Annotated in this window: 19 protein-coding genes and 1 tRNA gene; 11 read left to right on the top strand and 9 right to left on the bottom strand. The window is 40.9% G+C overall.

What is annotated here, in order from left to right:
• Nucleotides 1-163 precede the first annotated feature (163 nt).
• The 3 genes from infC to G6W41_RS06690 all read right to left on the bottom strand — a co-directional run bounded on the left by infC (nucleotide 164) and on the right by G6W41_RS06690 (nucleotide 3,416).
• Nucleotides 164-682: a translation initiation factor IF-3 gene (gene infC, locus G6W41_RS06680; protein ID WP_009295104.1), complete on the bottom strand. Its 519-nt coding sequence runs from the start codon at nucleotides 680-682 to the stop codon at nucleotides 164-166.
• Nucleotides 679-2,499, bottom strand: a complete 1,821-nt coding sequence (gene thrS, locus G6W41_RS06685; protein WP_194170993.1) for a threonine--tRNA ligase — start codon at nucleotides 2,497-2,499, stop codon at nucleotides 679-681. The genes infC and thrS overlap by 4 nt, the downstream gene beginning before the upstream one ends.
• A 341-nt stretch (nucleotides 2,500-2,840) precedes the next feature.
• Nucleotides 2,841-3,416 carry a YbaK/EbsC family protein gene (locus G6W41_RS06690; RefSeq protein WP_194170994.1) on the bottom strand — a complete coding sequence of 192 codons (576 nt, stop codon included), beginning with the start codon at nucleotides 3,414-3,416 and terminating at the stop codon, nucleotides 2,841-2,843.
• A 62-nt stretch (nucleotides 3,417-3,478) separates the two neighbouring features.
• Here G6W41_RS06690 and ung point away from each other — a divergent pair, with 62 nt between their 5' ends.
• The gene (ung, locus tag G6W41_RS06695) at nucleotides 3,479-4,171 is read left to right on the top strand and encodes a uracil-DNA glycosylase (protein ID WP_149720403.1); all 693 of its coding nucleotides are present in this window, start codon (nucleotides 3,479-3,481) and stop codon (nucleotides 4,169-4,171) included.
• Between the two features lies 1 nt (nucleotide 4,172).
• Here the strand turns inward: ung and G6W41_RS06700 are convergent, their stop codons facing one another.
• A complete protein-coding gene (locus G6W41_RS06700; protein ID WP_103597825.1) occupies nucleotides 4,173-4,466 on the bottom strand; it encodes a hypothetical protein in 294 nt (97 codons plus the stop codon).
• Nucleotides 4,467-4,545: 79 nt separating this feature from the next.
• Here G6W41_RS06700 and G6W41_RS06705 point away from each other — a divergent pair, with 79 nt between their 5' ends.
• From G6W41_RS06705 to G6W41_RS06720, 4 genes are all read left to right on the top strand, one after another.
• Nucleotides 4,546-5,076 carry a pyridoxamine 5'-phosphate oxidase family protein gene (locus G6W41_RS06705; RefSeq protein ID WP_194170995.1) on the top strand — a complete coding sequence of 177 codons (531 nt, stop codon included), beginning with the start codon at nucleotides 4,546-4,548 and terminating at the stop codon, nucleotides 5,074-5,076.
• Between the two features lie 20 nt (nucleotides 5,077-5,096).
• Nucleotides 5,097-6,263: a replication-associated recombination protein A gene (locus G6W41_RS06710; protein ID WP_242039923.1), complete on the top strand. Its 1,167-nt coding sequence runs from the start codon at nucleotides 5,097-5,099 to the stop codon at nucleotides 6,261-6,263.
• A gap of 40 nt (nucleotides 6,264-6,303) precedes the next feature.
• A complete protein-coding gene (locus G6W41_RS06715; RefSeq protein ID WP_194170997.1) occupies nucleotides 6,304-6,819 on the top strand; it encodes a hypothetical protein in 516 nt (171 codons plus the stop codon).
• 88 nt (nucleotides 6,820-6,907) lie between these two features.
• Complete coding sequence (locus G6W41_RS06720; protein ID WP_004317313.1) at nucleotides 6,908-8,326, top strand: alanine/glycine:cation symporter family protein; 1,419 nt, start codon at nucleotides 6,908-6,910, stop codon at nucleotides 8,324-8,326.
• Nucleotides 8,327-8,370: 44 nt separating this feature from the next.
• Here G6W41_RS06720 and G6W41_RS10365 read toward each other — a convergent pair whose 3' ends face one another.
• Together G6W41_RS10365 and G6W41_RS06730 are read right to left on the bottom strand one after the other, a co-directional pair.
• Nucleotides 8,371-9,588, bottom strand: a complete 1,218-nt coding sequence (locus G6W41_RS10365) for an Ig-like domain-containing protein (protein WP_194170998.1) — start codon at nucleotides 9,586-9,588, stop codon at nucleotides 8,371-8,373.
• A gap of 247 nt (nucleotides 9,589-9,835) precedes the next feature.
• Nucleotides 9,836-9,911, bottom strand: a tRNA-Val gene (locus G6W41_RS06730).
• A 224-nt stretch (nucleotides 9,912-10,135) separates the two neighbouring features.
• Between G6W41_RS06730 and G6W41_RS06735 the strand changes: the two genes are divergently transcribed.
• From G6W41_RS06735 to G6W41_RS06750, 4 genes are read left to right on the top strand one after another with little or no spacing between them, the layout of a single operon-like run.
• Nucleotides 10,136-10,573 (top strand): cytochrome c3 family protein, encoded by a 438-nt coding sequence (locus tag G6W41_RS06735; RefSeq protein ID WP_004317425.1) that lies wholly within the window; start codon nucleotides 10,136-10,138, stop codon nucleotides 10,571-10,573.
• Nucleotides 10,570-11,274 (top strand): cytochrome c3 family protein, encoded by a 705-nt coding sequence (locus tag G6W41_RS06740; RefSeq protein ID WP_194170999.1) that lies wholly within the window; start codon nucleotides 10,570-10,572, stop codon nucleotides 11,272-11,274. Before G6W41_RS06735 ends, G6W41_RS06740 begins: the two co-directional genes overlap by 4 nt.
• Nucleotides 11,275-11,284: 10 nt before the next feature.
• On the top strand, nucleotides 11,285-11,635 hold the full coding sequence (locus G6W41_RS06745) for a hypothetical protein (protein ID WP_194171000.1): 351 nt from the start codon (nucleotides 11,285-11,287) through the stop codon (nucleotides 11,633-11,635).
• A 57-nt stretch (nucleotides 11,636-11,692) separates the two neighbouring features.
• Nucleotides 11,693-11,827: a helix-turn-helix domain-containing protein gene (locus tag G6W41_RS06750; protein WP_194171001.1), complete on the top strand. Its 135-nt coding sequence runs from the start codon at nucleotides 11,693-11,695 to the stop codon at nucleotides 11,825-11,827.
• Between the two features lie 437 nt (nucleotides 11,828-12,264).
• On the opposite strand, the gene G6W41_RS06755 is transcribed toward G6W41_RS06750, so the two are convergent.
• From G6W41_RS06755 to G6W41_RS06765, 3 genes are all read right to left on the bottom strand, one after another.
• Entirely contained in the window at nucleotides 12,265-13,152 is an 888-nt protein-coding gene (locus G6W41_RS06755; protein WP_194171002.1) for a DNA-binding protein, read from the bottom strand.
• 66 nt (nucleotides 13,153-13,218) lie between these two features.
• Nucleotides 13,219-15,492: a 5-methyltetrahydropteroyltriglutamate--homocysteine S-methyltransferase gene (gene metE / locus G6W41_RS06760; protein ID WP_194171003.1), complete on the bottom strand. Its 2,274-nt coding sequence runs from the start codon at nucleotides 15,490-15,492 to the stop codon at nucleotides 13,219-13,221.
• Between the two features lie 538 nt (nucleotides 15,493-16,030).
• On the bottom strand, nucleotides 16,031-17,527 hold the full coding sequence (locus G6W41_RS06765) for a C69 family dipeptidase (protein ID WP_194171004.1): 1,497 nt from the start codon (nucleotides 17,525-17,527) through the stop codon (nucleotides 16,031-16,033).
• 201 nt (nucleotides 17,528-17,728) lie between these two features.
• On the opposite strand from G6W41_RS06765, the gene rpmI reads away from it, so the two are divergent.
• Both rpmI and rplT read left to right on the top strand, forming a co-directional pair.
• Nucleotides 17,729-17,920, top strand: a complete 192-nt coding sequence (gene rpmI / locus G6W41_RS06770) for a 50S ribosomal protein L35 (protein ID WP_072594071.1) — start codon at nucleotides 17,729-17,731, stop codon at nucleotides 17,918-17,920.
• Between the two features lie 99 nt (nucleotides 17,921-18,019).
• A complete protein-coding gene (gene rplT, locus G6W41_RS06775; protein WP_004317321.1) occupies nucleotides 18,020-18,376 on the top strand; it encodes a 50S ribosomal protein L20 in 357 nt (118 codons plus the stop codon).
• Nucleotides 18,377-18,723 lie beyond the last annotated feature (347 nt).

Raw genomic sequence — 18,723 nt, forward strand, 5'->3', positions numbered from 1 at the left:
TTCATCCTACAAAATTTAACCACAAACCACATCAATCGCAAATGCCCTTGCGTAAATTTAGAAAATATAAAAATGATAGAATTTTTGAAAATAGTTATTTGTGAGTTTTTGTATTAAAAATTTAATGAAAAAGAGCAAGCCCTAGCCTGCTCTTTGTGAGAATTTAACCCTTTTTTGGAGTTACAAGCATATTTACATAACGACCTTCTATTATAGGCTCTTTGTCGCGGTCAGCTTCATCTTTGATCATCTCCCAGACCTTCTCAAGCATGGCAACGCCAGCCTCTGGAGTGCTCATCTCGCGACCCTTTAAAAAGACACGAAATTTAACGTGTTTGCCATCTTGCAAAAACTCGCTTGCGTGTTTAACCTTGTAGTTTATATCGTTTTGGGCGATCTTGACAGAGAGTTTTATCTCTTTTATCTCGATGGTTTTTTGCTTTTTCTTGGCCTCTTTTTGCTTCTTCTCTTGCTGATAGCGGAATTTACCATAGTCCATTATCTTGCAAACTGGCGGCTTCGCATCTGGCGCTATAAGCACTAGATCAAGCCCAAGCTTATTTGAGATCTCTAAAGCCTCATCTCTTGAGATGACACCGTATGCCGTGCCATCATCCCCTACACATCTTACCTCTCTCGCCCTTATGTCCTCATTGAGCAATACTTCATTTTCCTTACTCAAAAATGTACCTCACTAAGTTTCTCCTTCGTTAAATTTATAAATTCCGCCAAGCTCATATCGCTCTGCGTCCTAGCCTGTCTGTCACGCAATGCAACGCTCTTGTTCGCTACTTCGTTGTCTCCTAGCACGACTATCATAGGCACCCTTTGTTTTTCTGCCGTTCTTATTCTCTTATTTAAACTCTCATTTTTACTTGCGATCTCGCTATCGACGTTGATCTTTCTTAGCTCGCGTGAAATTTCTTTTGCATAGTCTAAATGCGCGTCGCTAATAGGCACGATGACGACCTGCGTTGGTGCTATGAAAAATGGTAGCTCACCAGCAGTGTGCTCAAGTAAAATTCCTATAAATCTCTCAAAACTGCCAAGCAAGGCTCTGTGAAGCATTACAGGGCGCTGTCTTTCGTTATTTGCGTCGATGTAGCCTAGATCAAAGCGCTCTGGCAAGTTAAAATCGACTTGTATCGTGCCACACTGCCACTTTCTCTTAAGCGCGTCAGTTATCTTAATGTCGATCTTTGGTCCATAAAATGCGCCGCCGCCCTCGTCGATGCCGTATTTAAAGCCATTTTCATCAAGGGCTTCTTTTAGCGCTTGTGTAGCAGTATCCCAAATTTCATCGCCACCGATCGCTTTGGCTGGCTTGGTTGATATCTCCATCTCATAGTGGAAGCCAAAATTTTCCATTATCGTGCCAGCAAATTTTAAAATTTCTAAGATATTTTCTTTGATCTGGCTTGGCATACAAAAGATATGTGAGTCATCTTGTGCAAATTCTCTAACTCTGAAAAGTCCGTGAAGCACGCCACTTTTTTCATGGCGGTGCACGACGCCGTACTCGAAAAATTTAAGCGGCAAGTCGCGGTAAGAGCGGATGTCACTTTGATAGACCTTGATGTGACCAACGCAGTTCATCGGCTTGATGCCATACTCTGTCTCATCGATCGTTGTAAAGTACATATTTTCTTTGTAGTTTGCGTAGTGGCCGCTTCTTCTCCACACGTCAGCCTTTAAAAGCTCAGGACCTCGCACTGGCTCGTAGCCGCGATCTCTGTGAGCTTTGTATAAGAGCTGCTCTAGTTTTGATCTCAAGCGTCCGCCATTTGGTAGCCAGATAGGCAAACCGCCACCCACTTCTTCATCAAATGTAAATAGCTTCATCTCGACGCCAAGCTTTCTGTGATCGCGCTTTTTAGCCTCTTCGATGATGCGGATGTGCTCTTTTAGGCTCTCTTTGTCTGCGTAAGCTGTGCCGTAAATTCTAGTTAGCATCTCACGGCTCTCATCACCGCCAAGATATGCACCAGCCACGCGTGTAAGCTTGAAGAATTTTAAAAATTTAGTATTTGGCAGGTGTGGTCCGCGGCAAAGGTCTTCAAAATCGCCTTGTGCATAGCTGCTCACTTCGCCATCTGGAATTCTTTTTAAGACCTCTTGTTTTAGGTCGTCGTTTTTAAATTTCTCACTCATATTAGCTTTAGTTGAGCAGGTTTTAACTATGTCAAATTTCTTCTCAGCAAGCTCTTTCATCTTATCTTCGATCGCTGCTAGATCGCTCTCGCCTAGCTTCGTGCCCTCATCATCAACTCTAAAATCATAATAAAATCCATCTTCTACGTTTGGTCCGACAAAGAATTTCGCCTTTGGATAGAGTGATTTGATAGCTTGTGCCATGAGGTGTGCACAGGAGTGTCTGATAACGTGTAGTGCCTCTTTTGAGTTGTCGAAATAGACAGGCTCAGCACTACTTTCACGCCCTGCGATACTTTGAGTATCGACTATTTCGCCATTTAGTTTGTATGCGATGATATCGCTCATTGTTTTTCCTTATATCAAATTGTCTTTTTTACGATAAAAGAACGATTAAGGATTTTATCGAAATGGGCTTTAAGCTAAACTTAATAATTGCTAAGCAAATTTTTATAAATTCTTTTTAAATTTAATGAAATTTGAGCCAAAATTTTTGGTTTTTAAAATATATTTTTTTATATATAAAGATAAAAATCCCTAAAATATGCATATTTTATCAATATAATTTATTATACTTTAAGATTATCCTTGATAATATTTGTCATTGAAATGAATTTAGCAATTTCTCGTCTTTGCATTACTTAAATTCATTTTTCTCCCGACAAATTTAGTGCTAGGAAGTGGTTAGCCTAGCACTTTTCTTTTGCAAATTTAACAAACACCGGCTTTACTATCCTAGCGTAGTCTTTTGCGTTTAAGATGAGCGATCTATCAAGAAGCCCAGCATTAAAGGCGATCTCATCGTTTCGCTCTAGCAAACTCTCATCCACAACAAGGTGCAAATTTTTATGAAAGCTAAATGGCGGAACCGAGCCAAATACGCAGTCAGCCAGCGCTGTGACCTCATCTGGGCTAGCAAGGCTTGCTTTTTTGCCGTCAAATTTTTGCGCAAGCGTGTCAAGATCAGCCTGCTCGTCCGCTGGCAAAACCGCGAGCAAGTAAATTTTACCAGCCTTCATCACTGGCTTTTCGTCATCTAACAAGTAGCCATCTAGCACATTTTCATCTTTAAAAATTTGCCTAAATTTCTCCTCATCTACGCCCTTTATAGAGCAGACCAGCGCCTTTGCGCCCTGACTCATTTTAGTGCCTCTTATCTTAGCGACCTCCTCTGAAGTCCTAGCACTCTCATGCTCTATCACTCTAAATTTAGCCCCATTTTTGCTAAGAAGATCGTGGATTTTATTAAAAATTTGCTCTGACACAGCTCTTTCCTTTGGATAAATTTAGTTAAAATTATACCGCTAAAACAAAAAAGGGCAGGAAAATGCAGATAAATTTAGATGACGTAAAGATCGAGCCAAGCTGGAAAGAGGTGCTAAAAGATGAGTTTTTGAGTGAAAATTTCGCTCGCATAAAAGAGAATTTCTTAAAAGCAAAGAGTGCTGGCGTCGTCTATCCACCAAGCGGGCTTATATTCAACGCATTTAATCTAACGCCGTTTCACGATGTCAAGGTCGTCATCCTTGGCCAAGACCCATATCACGGCGCAAATCAAGCCATGGGGCTAAGCTTTTCAGTGCCTAGTGGCGTGAGAGTGCCGCCAAGCCTTGTGAATATCTATAAAGAAATTTACGCCGATCTTGGCATAAAAGAGCCAAATAGCGGCGATCTTACAAAGTGGGCAAAGCAAGGCGTGCTGCTTCTAAACTCCACTTTAAGCGTTAGTGCTGGAGCGGCAAATTCTCACGCTAGCTTTGGCTGGCAGGGCTTTACAGACGCCGTCATAAGAAAGATTAGCCAAAATTTACAAAACGTAGTTTTTATGCTCTGGGGCAACCCAGCCAAGGCAAAAGCACCGCTTATAGACGCCAGCAAGCACCTCATCTTAGAGGCAGCCCACCCAAGTCCGCTAGCTCGTGGGGCGTTTTTTGGTTGCAGGCACTTTTCAAAGGCAAATATCTACCTAGCAAACCACGGCAAAACGCCCATAGAGTGGGACTTAAATGCTAAAATTTGAGCTATTTTTTAAGCTCAGAAAGAAGTTTATTTACCTTTTCTAGCTCGCTTTTGCAAAATTTCTCATCGTTATTTTGCATTATCATCGCCTCTTGGCCGCTTTGCCTTTGCTTAAACTCATCAAATTTAAGCTCAAAAAGCCTTAGCGCTTTCTCATCACTCGCAAGCTTCTTGCTCTCTTTGGCGTAAAGCTCATCAAGATAGAGCCTACTTTGCTTGACATACTCCTTGCAAACCTCGCTTGCACCAAATAAATTTACGCCCAACAAAAGGGCAAAAATGGCAAATTTTTTCATATTTTTCCTTGAAATTTTTGCGTTATACTAGCCTTTAAGCACTTAAATTTTAAAATATTTTGCAAAAAAAGGATGAAAAATGAGGCGAAAAGATAGAGAACTAAGCCCTGACGAGGCGCTTGAGATTATCGATGACTGCGAATACAGCGTGATCTCATGCGTGGATGATGAGGGAGAAATTTTTAGCGTGCCTATCTCGCCAGTTAGAGTTGGTGAGAGCATTTTTGTGCATGGAGCGAGCGCTGGTAGCAAGGCAAAACTCCTGCAAAACGGGCGAAAAGTGGAATTTGTCTGCGTAAGCTTCAACAAGGTCCCGCACCTAAATGATAGCGAGCTAGAAGCGATAAAAGACGACGGCAAGGCACTTGGCGGCAAGGTCTTTACGACCGAGTATAAAAGCGCCATCGCAAAGACAAGAGCCTACGAAGTAGCAGACGAGACCAAAAAGTATGAAATTTTAAAAATTCTAAGCCAAAAATATACAGCCTATGCGATGAGCACATTTGACGTGGCGGCGGAGTATGGGCTAAAGATCATGAAAATTTACGAGCTAAAGATAGAGAGCCTTAGCGCAAAGGCCAAAATTTTACCAAAAGCGGTAAAGGGGTAAATTTGAGCTCACTTGCACTGATGTTTAGACCAAAAAATTTGGATGAAATTTGCGGTCAAAAGGCGGTTAAAGCGGCCTTTTTAAAATTTATAGCCACAAGCAAGATACCGCACTCCATATTTTATGGTCCAGCAGGCTGTGGCAAGACGAGCTTTGCAAGGGCTGTGGCAAGCGGGGCAAACTACGACTTTTACGAGTTTGACGGCGGAAATTTAAAGATAGATGACTTTCGCAAAATTTTAAAAAACTATGAAAACGCCCTAAACAAGCCACTCTTTTTCATAGACGAGATCCACAGGCTTAGCAAAACCCAGCAAGAAGCACTGCTCATACCCATGGAAAACTACAAAGCCCTAGTCATCGGCGCTAGCACGGAAAATCCCTTTTTCACGCTAAGCTCAGGCATCAGAAGCCGCTCGATGCTCTTTGAGTTTAGACCGCTTAGCAGTGGCGACTTTGAGGAGCTTCTTGGCAAGATAAGAGAGCAAATTTCATTTAGCATTGACGAGGAGGCGAAGGAGTATCTTTTTAAAAGTAGCGGCGGCGACGCAAGAGCTATGCTAAATTTACTAGAATTTGCCATTACGCTTGATGAAAATGTGAGCCTAGAAAATTTAAAAACACTTCGCCAAAACGCCCTAAAAGAGGGGGCAAAAGAGGACGACACGCACTACGAGCTAGCAAGCGCCTTTATAAAAAGTCTGCGTGGAAGCGACGAAAACGCCGTCATATACTACCTTGCAAGGCTCATAGACTCTGGCGAGAGTGCTGACTTCATCGCTAGAAGGATGGCGATATTTGCCAGCGAAGACATCGGCAACGCAAACCCAAATGCACTAAATTTAGCCGCAAGCACGCTTAGCATCGTAAAAGAGATAGGCTTTCCGGAGGCTAGGATCATACTGGCTCAGTGCGCCATCTATCTAGCTAGCTCGCCAAAGTCAAACTCCAGCTACAACGCGATAAATGCCGCCCTAAGATACGTGCAAAGCGAAGAAATTTTAAAGATCCCGCCATATCTTAAAAATCACACAAAAGAGAGCAAAGACTACCTTTATCCGCATGATTTTGGCGGCTGGGTCGAGCAAAAATACTTAGAAAAACCGCTCGTTTTTTACAAAAGCAAGGGCATAGGCTTTGAAAAAACGCTAAATGAGTGGCTAAAAAAGATAAGGTCAAAGGGCTAAATTTAGGCTTTACTCTTTCGAAATTTAAAAAGGTACGCGCATGAACGAGCAAAATTTAACATATATAGCAAATTTAAAGATAAAAGACGTGCCGTGGGATAGGCTAAGCTGTAGTTACGGCACGGCGGAGCTTTTTGCGCAAATTTTAAACACACTTACAAAGGCTGTGAAAAAGTCTAAATTTGATGAAAAAGAGCTTAGTGAGCTGCTTGATGAGATCTTTGGTGAGTGTGAATATCAAGAGACATTTTGGCACGCAACGCCATTTGCGCTCGTTTTTTTGGTGCGAATTTATAAAAGTGCGCTAGACGAAAAAGGCGAGGTGGCTAAATTTATCTCGCGTAAGCTTGAACTCTTTTTTAAATTTATGCTTGAAATTTGCGAGAAGCTAGAGCATCTTGAGCACGCAAAGCCGCTTGCAAAGATGGAGCAAATGCTAGAGCCAAAGTATCTTGATATCGTAGATCAAGACGAGCTAAGCTATGATGATAGGCTATTTTACAGCTTTTATTACTATTCACGCATGGTTTTGCGGGATGCTTTTGTAAAAATTTAGTTTGGGTATGATTTTTTAGCTATTAATTTAAATTTTATATTTATTCAAATATACTTCTTAAATCCAAATCAATCACGAAAGTTAAAAAATGCCTACAAATTTTGCTGAAATTTTAAATAACTGCGTTGAAAGTATAAATTCATTTCTTTGGGGTCCATATTTCCTCATCGCCCTACTTTGCGGCACTGGACTATTTTTCACCATTAGACTTGGCTTTGTTCAGATTTTTAAATTTAAGATGGGTTTAGGCGAACTTTTTGGAAATTTCTCACTTCACGGCGAGGCTGCTGGCAAGGCTGGTATGAGCTCGTTTCAAGCAGTAGCAACCGCTATCGCAGCGCAAGTTGGCACTGGCAACCTCGTGGGTGCGACGACAGCTCTTATCATGGGTGGCCCTGGGGCCATTTTTTGGATGTGGTGCGCAGCCTTTTTAGGCATGGCTACAAATTTCGCTGAAATTTGCCTCGCTCAAATTTACCGCACGAAAGATGACAGCGGCCACACGATAGGCGGTCCAGCCTTTTACATAAGCCGCGGTTTAAAGGGCAAATGGGCGAAATTTCTAGCTGGATTTTTCGCTATCGCTATCATCATCGCACTTGGCTTTATCGGCAACATGGTTCAGGCAAACTCCATATCAGACGGCTTTAGCGGTGCTTTTGGCATACCGCAGTGGCTAACAGGGGCGTTTTTGGCTCTCATTTGCGCGCTAATTTTCATAGGCGGCGTAAAAGCGATCGCAAGGGTCGCTGAAAAGATCGTGCCGTTAATGGCGCTACTTTATATCGTTGTTGGCGTAGCTATCATCGCTTTAAATTTTCACCAAATCCCAGAGGCGATCTCGCTAATATTTAAAGCTGCGTTTGATCCTTCGGCTGCTTGGGGTGGGGCAACTGGCGCTAGCATCGCAGCTGCTATGAGATACGGCATCGCAAGGGGACTTTTTAGCAACGAAGCTGGCATGGGCTCGACTCCGCACGCACACGCTGCTGCAAACGTCAAACACCCAGTCGATCAAGCCGTCCTTGGCATAATGAGCGTCTTTATAGACACCTTTGTCATCCTAAATATAACCGTTTTTGTGGTGCTTACTGCAAACGTCATCAGCTTTGAAAACGGCAAGGCAGTCTTTACAGGCATCACCTTGGTGCAAGAGGCGTTCTCGTCACATATCTTTGGCAAAACTGGCGGTTATAGCTTCGTGGCGATCTGCCTATTTTTCTTCGCATTTACGACGATCATTGGCTGGTACTACTTCGCTGAGATCAACGTGCGCTACCTTTTTGGCGCAAAGGCGGTTAAAATTTTTAAAATTTTAGTTGTTGTTTTTGTCTTTTTAGGCAGCTTGCAAAAGGTCGATTTTGTCTGGAGCTTAGCTGATATGTTTAACGGACTTATGGTTGTGCCAAATTTGATCGCCATTATCCTTCTAAGCCCAGTCGTGGCTAAACTTTTAAAAGATCACGACGCTGGCAAAGAGTACGACGTAAAAGAGTATTTGAAGTAAATTTAAAAGTCGTGGAGAGAGGTCTCTCCACATTAAATTTATGATTATAGGTGGTCTGTTGGAGCAACAGTTATAGGCTCAAGTGGCATATAAAATGTAGTTGCTTGAGGCTCTGAATATTGGTTACCAGCTTCATCTACTGATGAAGCTTGAACTGTGTATTCGTTAGTACCACGATTATCCAACACACTACTCTCGACTTTCCAGTTACCATCAGCATCAGCCCTAGCACTTAGTCTTTCAACTACATGAGCTTCGTTGCCTTGCTCTACCCAAGAGTTACCTAAGCCATCATTGTAAACAACTTCAGCTTTTGTGATGACTAAATTTATATCAGCAAATGGCTCTGCCTTACCCTCGATACTTGGTGATAAATCGTATTGTTTATTGCTATCATACATTGTGTTATAGTGTGACAGGTCAGAAAAGTCATCAGTAGATATTTTTGTGATAGACAAGGTGTTATTGTTTGTATCAACAGTTATCTCTTGCGTGCTTGTAGCTTTTAGCTCTTCGCCGTTTGCAGCTACTTTGCTAGCCTCGATAGTAAATTTATGATCCCCATCAGCTAAAGGCGAAGTTGGTGTGTATGACCAGTTTCCGTCTGCATCAGTAGTTGTTGTACCAAGTAGCGGTGCATTTTCTCCTTCGCCATCAAATATGCTTATAGTAGCGTTTGAAGTAGCCTTACCTACCAAAGTTGGAGTGTTATCATTCGTGATATGCAGACCTGTTCTTTGTGAATTTTCATGCTCTAAGATATTGCCATCGATGTCAAGGTTGCTGCTTACTGCCTGATCTGTATTACCAGTCACTACATTATCATCAACTGCTGTGACAGTTACTTCTAGTGGTTGCGAGAATATATTGTTATATGCATTATCTATCGCAGCCGCAAGTGTATCAAGGCTAAAGCCCTCACTAGCAGCGCCATTTACATTTGTTAGAGCCTCTGCACTAGCATTTGCTTGAGAAGCTAGATCGCCAAAATTTGCATTTACGTTTGAGTAGTGACCGCCTTGTGCAAAGCTAGCAGCGCCAAGGCTCACGCCATTTGTGCTTGCGCCGCCACCAGTTGAAGTCGTGCCATCAGCTGCAGTCTCTTCAAGGTCAGCGATATTTTTACCATTTAGTAGCTCCTCTTGAAGTGACGCTATCTCGCTGCTAGCCTCGTCGCCAGCAAATTCATTTTGGTTTTGAAAGGCTTGTACCTCAACCTTTACGCCCTCTTGTTCTTTTATGACCTCGTTGTCATATATCACGTCACCTGCTTTTAGAGTTCTTTGATTTCCATTAGCATCAACTGCGACGATGGCATCCGTGCCGATTATTGATTTGATCAGTCCTTTAACTTTTTTGAGATATGAAGTTATAAATTTTAGAGTTAAATTTAGAAAGAATTTACCGTATTTTAGGGATTTTAACCAAAATTTAAAAAGACAAAAGTTACAAAAATATTTTTAAATTTTATTTATTTGATTTTACGTTTTGGGAAATTTGATATAGAAATGGTGGCCCCGAATGGACTCGAACCATCGACCACTACCATGTCAAGGTAGTGCTCTACCAACTGAGCTACGGGACCAAAGATTTGGGATTATATTTTATTTTCCATTTTATTTAGCTTAATTATCTTTTTCTTTAAAATTCAACTTCATAAAACTAGTCTATATTTTAGCACTCTAAAATATTATTAATGCAGATTTAATCAAGCAAGGACTATAATTTTATAAAAATAAGTTTAAGTAAAAATATTAGTTTTCCATTGAAATTTGATGTTTATAAAATCTTAATAGAAAGGAAAAGGGTATGAATAAGCTTAAATTCATCGCTATTTTTGCCTGTTTATTTTCGCTTCATCTCTTTGGCGCCGATATGCCAAAGGGCGATCTAAACGTCACAAAAGTAGTAGTCTCTGATGAGCTAAGAGCCAAGTATAAGATCAAACCTCATCATGAACACCTAAGCTTTGACTGCGTTGATTGTCACCAAAACCAAGGCGATGATCCTAGCAAATTTAAAGCGATCGGCGACGCTGGCTGCCTATCCTGTCACAAGAGCAAAAAGCTCTTAGCCCAGAGGCTAAAATTTATGGATACTCTAAAGGCAAATCCTCACAACTCTGTTCACGATGGTCCGACTTTATACTGCGACGAGTGCCACAACGAACACAAACCATCTACAAACATGTGCTCTGAGTGCCATGAACACGAGGTGCCACAATGGATGAACGGAGTAACACCATGAAAATTTCAAAAAAATTACTAGCGCTTATAATCTTCGTAAGCGGAATTGTTGGATTTTTAGTCGTTCTGCCAGTTCATTACGCACTTGATGAGACGAGTGGGGATAAATTCTGCATCGTTTGCCACGAGATGGATCCTATGGTGATCGCCTACAACGACGACATCCACAGCGGCAAGGGCAAAACTGGCATCAAAGCAAGATGTGTGGATTGTCACATACCGCATGACAACATCGCAAAATACGCCCTAACAAAGGCGAAAAACGGCATTTTAGAGGGCTGGGTGCATTTCTTTGGCGATCCTAATGCTATTGACTGGCACAAAAACCTCAAAAACCGCGAGCATTTTGTCTTTGACAATGGCTGCACAAGCTGCCACACAAACGTAATAGATAGCAACAACACTTCAGCACAAGCTCAAAAGATGCACGCGCACTACAAAGAGCTCCTTGACACTCCTAAAGAGCTAAAATGTGTAAGCTGCCACTATGACGCAGGTCACGGCGCTGGCTTTAGAAACTATCTTGAGTATTGGAAGCAGTCATATAAAATTTATGATAAAAAGATGATCGAAAAGAGGATCGAAACTAAGCAAAAATTCTTCAAAGATGAGTATAAACCTACAAAAGACGAAGAGGAATTTTTAAAACAAAAGGCTGAAAAAGATGCCAAAAAACCAGCTGGTGGCGGTCTAGCTGGCTAACAAAGAAGCTTTGCTGCTCTTAAGCGACTTTGAGCAAAATGTCATCCTAAATGCATCGCTTTACCGCTTTGGGTTTAGGATGATGCAGCTCAAAAGCGCCAGCGAAGTCACTAAGAACTTTGAGTGCGGCAACAGATATGATCTATACGTTTTTGACGTAAAGGCTAGAAATTTAAACCTTGATCTGGTTAAATTTATAAGAGATAGCCAAAACATCACTCCCATTATGCTTTTGTGGGGCGTTAGCGTCCCTAGCGTTTTTAAGAGGATTTGCTATGCTAGGGTTAATGATTTTATCATTAAGCAATTTTGTCCTGAAGAGTTTTTATTTCACGCCTTTAGCTTTGCAAGGTGCTTTTAAGCTATAAATTTGAGCTAAATCTTTGACAAAAACTCCCAGTGTATAAGAAAATCTGATTTGACAAAAAAAGAGAGCCAGCTACTTGAAATTTTATGCAAAAACTCGCCCCACGTCGTTACCTACGACGAGATAGATCACCACCTATATAAAAACGAAACCTTGTCACAAGAGCGCATAAGATCGCTCGTGTGAGAGATAAGAGCTAAGATACCAACTATCTGCCTAAAAACTGTGCGAGGCACTGGATATAAGGTGGAGTGAGGGGGGGGTTAGTCAAATTTAGATCTTATTTGATGGCTAAATTTCTATACTTTTGGATCAAATTTGCTTAAATTTGCAAAAACTCTTGCCTTGTTTAGCTATTTTGACTTCAACGATTTTTCGGGCAGCTTTGATAAATTTGCCTGCCTTTTTTATATTTTAAATAGTAGCAGCGTCTGCTGTATCATATATCTCGCCAAAGCCATATCATTTTTGCCATAACAGCTTTTTGAAAATTTGCCAAGCACCAGCAAACCGACCTTTAAAACAGCTTTTGATCGCTAATAATAATAACTATTCTGTGTGGATTTGTGGTGCCATTGCGCTATCAAGAAAGAATTTGTATAAATTTATAGCAAGAGCTGGCGTTACACCAACTCTCTTATGCTTTTTGTTAGCTCCAGGCTCGCTTCGATCTCGGCGCGTTTTGCCATGACACTCTCGACATTAACGCCGACGTTTATGCCAAGCTTTTTGGCAAATTCATAAAGCTCTACGAAATTTTCAAGGCAAATTTGCGATGCCGTGGCTAAAAAATCATCACTTTCAAGCATCCTTTTTTCGCTCTTTTCATCAACGCTTATGCCAAGCCACTTGATAAATTCTAGCGTTTTTGGCGTACCACAAGTCGTAAATGTCAAAATAATAGGCAAATTTAACCCACTTTTTGCCACGCTTGTTAGTAAATTTTTAGCCAAATTTATATCAAAAACTGCCTGCGAGATGAAAAATTTTGCCCCCATTTTGGCCTTTTGGCTCATCCTTTGCTCTTCATCGCCTTTTTTAGCGTGCCTCTCAGCTATGCAAACACCGCCCACTACAAGCTCTTTAAACTCATCTCTAGCGATCTCATAAGCACGCTCCAAACTCATTTTAGGCTCTACTTTGCCAGAAGCAACGCCGACAAAGACATTTATATCGCTACTACTTTTGGCTAAATTTTCTCTAAATTCACTCTCATTATATTTGTTCGCGACCCTATAAAAGATGCTTGGCGTCTTTAAATTTAGATATTTTGAGTAGTAAATTTCAGGGCTTAATGTATCACTAAATTCAAAAGTTCGCTCGCTTTTTATACGGCTACTTTCATCTTGTATCTCGTAAAGCACCAAGCCGTCAGCCTGCACGTATGTGATCCTCTTGTCCCACTTTGCGGCGATCTCTTTAAGCTTTGCCTCGTCAAATTCAGCCTTTGGAGGCGTTAGCCCATAAAGCACTATGCCACTTTCATTGTTTATGATCTTATCTTTTAACATTTTCTAACTTTTTTTGAAATTTAAACGGAGTTTAGCGCCTAGACTTACTAGACGCTAAAATTTGGATTATAGACCTCTTACGATCTTGACGGCTTCTACCATGTTTTTAAGGCTTGGCTCGACCTCTTCCCATTTTCTGGTTTTTAGGCCGCAGTCTGGGTTGATCCAGAGTTGCTCTTTTGGGAAGACTTCAAGCAGAGCTTTGATCTGAGCGACGATCTCCTCGACACTTGGCACACGTGGGCTGTGGATGTCGTAAACGCCAGGTCCGACCTCTTGTTTGTAGCCAACGGCTTTGAAAATTTTAAGTAGCTCGTTGCCACTTCTTGCAGTCTCAATACTGATAACATCAGCGTCCATTGCCTCGATAGTCTTTATAATATCGTTAAATTCAGAGTAGCACATATGCGTGTGGATCTGAGTTTTTGCCTCTGCTGAGCTTACTGAAAGTTTGAAGCAATCAACCGCAAATTTCTCATAAGCTGGGATATTTTCAGCTCTTAGCGGATAGCCCTCTTTAAACGCTGCCTCATCGACTTGGATCACTCTGATGCCCGCATTTTGAAGGTCTGCAATCTCGTCATAGATACAAAGTGCAAGCTGTTTTGCAACCTCACTTCTTGGAAGATCATCACGCACAAAGCTCCAGTTTAGCATAGTCACAGGACCTGTTAGCATGCCCTTCATTACGTGTTTTGTGATGCTTTGAGCGTATTTCATCCACTTAACAGTCATCGGCTCTGGGCGGCTTACGTCACCAAAGAGAAGTGGTGGCTTGACGCAGCGGCTGCCGTAGCTTTGTACCCAGCCATTTTGGCTAAATGCATATCCGCTGATCTGTTCGCCAAAGTACTCAACCATGTCGTTTCTCTCTGGCTCGCCGTGTACTAGCACGTCTAGGCCGATATCTTCTTGAAATTTCACGCAGTGATCGATGTATTTTTTGATGCCAGCTTCATAAGCAGCCGCGTCGATCTCACCTTTTTTGAAATTTTGGCGAAGTACGCGAAGATCAACCGTTTGAGGGAAGCTACCTATCGTTGTTGTTGGCAAGATGCCGTATTTTAGCGTTTCACGTTGAATTTTGATACGATCTTCAAATTTCTCATCACGCTCAAATTTGCTTAAATTTTTGATACGTTTTTGAACACTTTCAGAGTGGATGAGCTTTGAAGTGGCGCGAGTTTTAACTGCATTTTTGTTCTCTTCGTAAATTTTTGTTTCGCTCTCATCAAGCTTCTCGCCATTTGCTAGTTTTGTGATGATCTTGATCTCATCAAGCTTCTCAACCGCAAAACTTAGCCAGCTTTTGATCTCTGGGTTTAAATTCTCTTCATATTTTAGAGTGTATGGCACATGTAGAAGTGAGCATGAAGTGCCGATGTAAAGGTCTTTACCGCCTATTTTCTCTGAAATTTCACCTACAAGTTTTACTTTCTCGTCGATGTTACTTTTCCAGATATTTCTGCCGTCGATCACGCCTGCAAATAGCGTCAAATGGCTATTTTTGATAGTCTCAAGTGCTTCGAAATTTCTCTTGCCGTGGATGAAGTCAAGTGCGATACCATAAATTTTAGTTTTAGCCACTTCGCTAACTGCCTTGATCGCATGCTCAAAATATGTCGCAAATACGATCTTAACGTTACTTGCAACGCCTGTTAGCTCGTTATAAACCTTTGTGATAAGTGGTAAAAGTAGCTCTTCGTTTTTGTCAGTTACAAAGATCGGCTCGTCAAACTGCATTAAAATTTCATCATCAAGCTTAGAAATTTGCTCAAGTAGCTTTTTGTACTCGCCCACAAGAGCGTCAAGGTGCTTAAATGGGCAGCTGCCGTCAGTCGTCTTTGAAAGAGCCAAGAATGTGATAGGACCGATCAAATTTACCTTACCTTTTACGCCGTTAGCTTTAGCCTCTTTGTATTCATTTAAAATTTTGTCCGCTTTTAGGCTAAATTTACTCTCGCTGCTAAGCTCTGGCACGATGTAGTGGTAGTTTGTGTTAAACCACTTTGTCATCTCCATCGCAACGCCATTTTTATTGCCTCTTGAGCAAGCAAAATATTGCTCCAGGCCGCTTAAATTTGCAAATCTTGGAGGCGTAGCGCCAAAAGCGATGATGTTATCAAGCATTAGGTCGTAAAATGAAAAATCATTAACGCTAATAGCCGAAATTCCAGCGTCTTGTTGATATCTCCAGTGTCTTTGGCGAAGCGTCTTTGCAGTCTCTTGCAAATTCTCTTCACTAAAGCCCTCTTTACCAGCCCAAAAGCCCTCTAACGCACGCTTTAACTCTCTTTTCTCTCCGATTCTTGGAAAACCTAAAACATAACTTTTTATCATTTTTATCCTTTTTAAATTTCTATTTTTTAAATTAAATCTGTACAAAGCACAGCAACCTTGAATATTTTTATGCAGGTACAAGGGGGCTAGAATTACGAAACCGCCCCCTTATCCCTACAACCCAAACCCCCAGCACGTTCAATGTTGTTGCGCTGCGCACAAGTCTGGGTCACCCAAAATGCGGTGGATGACACCCGCTTCTTCTTAAGCTAAAATAAAATTTATAAAAAATCCTACTAAAAAGATCCTTACCAAATTTTAAACACTGCTTCGTTTTATTTTTAAAAATGCAGTTACAATGCAGTGGACCTGCTAGCAAAAATGGATTTATCTCAATGTGAAAAAATGTAAAATCATTTAAAAATTTGCGTGTTTTTTGAAAATCGCTGATATGTTTTTTGCCGAGATTAATGAGCTTTACGCATGGGACAAGGCATCAGCGTTTTTCCTTTGTAGTGAATTTTTGTCGCATTATAAACGCTCTTTGCCAAATTTTTGTTTAAAGATTGGGCGCTACTAAATTTCACGCCCAGAATATTTAGTCTTTTTTGCCTTTATTTAGGGATTTTAGCTTAGCGTCCATATCTGCTGTAAGCATAGTAAAGACCTTGTTTGTAAGCTCCTGAGTTAGATCTTTAGCCTCTTGCATAGTCTTTTGGCTAAATTCATTTAAGAGTTTGTCCGCTTTTTTCTTATCTTTTTTATAAAGTTTGACGTACTCATCTTCAAATTTAGCCTGTTTTACCGCCAACTCTTTTTCAAATTTAGCGTAGGCCTCTTTTACCACTGGCGAATACTTCTCATAATCAGTCATCACAAGGGTTTGAAGCTTTCTATAAACCCAGTATATCGAAGTATCATCAGCGTCGTACGAGCCATCTGAGTAGCCTTTTATAAAGCCATCAAGCCCCTCGTAATACGGCAAATAAACGCTAAGATCAGCCATACCAAGAGCGACGTAGGTTACACGGCCGATCTCTTTTGGTAGCCATGGGCGCACCTGCATGACGTGAGACTCGTATGTTCTAAAGACACTTATGGCGCGGTAGACGTTTTTCTTATCTTCGTCTTTGCTAGCGTAGTTATCAAACGCAGTGCCGTCGTAGTGGGCTCTCATCGCAGCTTTTAGGTCTTCAACACTTAGTTTTTTCTCTGGTTTTAAAAATACTGGAAATTTCTGACCATCAGCGAAGTCTTGTTTTAGACTTGGGTTAAACATGCTTTGAACCCAGCAAACACGTGGATAGTTGTAAGTCACATCTCTCTCATCATCCCTTGTATAAGCCTTTGTGAAGTTAAATTCTCCGTCTTTTGCAGGGTCATAAGTCTTGTTATCGATCGCAAATTTGATGACATCTTTTGCGCCCATGAAATTTGGATCATTTTCTTTGTAAGCGTGAAGTCTGCCTTGGTTTGCAGTGACGAAATACTCATCTTGTGGGATCTTTGAAGCGATCCATTTATGGCCTGTGCCAGTTTCAAAGTACCAAAGCTCGTTTGCATCGATAAATACCACGCCAAAGCCCTCTCCAGCGCCTTTTGTCTCCACTATCTCGCCAAGAAGCTTAACGCCCTCTTTTGCACTCTTCATACGTGGCAAAAGCACGTCTGGGATGTCATCTTCTGTGATGCCGGTCTCTTCGTTGTATGGATCAACTTTTAAAAGCTCATCTTTTGCGTAGATGGTCTCAGTGCCACTAAGTCCAACGCCAGCCTCGTTGTAGCCGACTGCTCCGTGAAGTTTTGTATGTGAGTTTGCGATAGTTGTGTATCTCATGCCATCTTTTGGGAGCGGATATGTAAAGTCATTTGCGCCGTCATGTGCCTTTGAGCTGTGCATGCCAGTTTGGTTTTTCGTAGCTGGATGTATCAAAAAAACTTGAGCCTTTATAGCCTTGCTGTCTGCACTCCTAGCCACTAGCATAGAGCCGTCGTTTGAGGCTTTATCTCCTACTAAAATGGTAGTGCATGCCAAGCTACTTGTGCCTAAAATCGCACTCATAGCGACGATTGATGCGAGAATTTTCCCTTTCATTTTTACTCCTTTAGTAAAATAAAATTTTCATATGTAATTATATGCCAAATTTAATAAATTAGTTCCGATTTTTAAAATTTTTTTAAGTTAAATGTAAATTTATTGCAAATTTTGTCTAAGTGAAATTTAAATTTTCTAAAGGATTTTTCGCTATAATCCAAATCTTACGCACTTGCGTATAAAATTTCAAAAAGGATTAGCATGCCAAAGATGAAAACCGTTCGCGGTGCTGCTAAGCGCTTTAAAGTAGGTAAAAATAAGATAAAAAGAGGCTCTGCTTTTAGAAGCCATATCTTAACAAAAAAACCTAGTAAGCGTATGAGAGATTTGCGTGGCCCAAAATACGTGGACAGCACAAATGTCCCAGCCGTTCGCAAAATGCTCGGCGTATAAGCAGCGTAGATTTAAGTTTTTGACAAAAAAGTCATTCAAACTCCCCCAAATTTAGGGGCAAGACTCACTTCGTGAGCGCCAATTTGTAAAAGGATAAATATGGCAAGAGTAAAAACAGGCGTAGTTAGAAGAAGACGCCATAAGAAAGTTTTAAAGCTAGCACGTGGCTTTTTCAGTGCTAGACATAAACACTTTAGAAAAGCTAAAGAGCAACTAGAGAGAAGTTTAGTTTATGCATATCGCGACAGACGCCAGAAAAAACGTGATTTCAGACGTTTATGGATCGTTCGTATCAACGCAGCTTGCAGACTAAACGACATTAGCTATTCAAGATTTATCAACGGCTTAAACAAAGCTAAGATCGAACTTGATAGAAAAATTTTAGCTGATCTAGCTATGAATGACGCGAAGGCATTTGCGGCACTTGCAAAACAAGCAAAAGATGCTTTGAAATAACACCTTTTCTCCGCTTCGGCGGAGATCTTCTTTTTTTATACACTTTAAAATTTAATAACAAAAACTCAATAAACTCTTTGTTTTAATTTACTACCCGCGACTTTTACAAACTACTAGCCAAATTTAACTACCCACAGCCAAAATAGCTAAATTTTAATACTCATATCAAAACAGTGTTTCACCACTCCATTAAATAAAATTTCGGCAGAGATTTTTACACCCCACTAAATTTCATATAAATTTATTCTTGAGATATTTAAGTAGCTAAAGTCTTACTATAAATTTAGCTAGCTGTTGAGTGTAAATTTAGTGATATAAATTTGAAAATTTGTTTGCTCTGACTAACC

It is taken from the genome of Campylobacter concisus (genome assembly GCF_015230035.1).
GTDB lineage: Bacteria > Campylobacterota > Campylobacteria > Campylobacterales > Campylobacteraceae > Campylobacter_A > Campylobacter_A concisus_BK.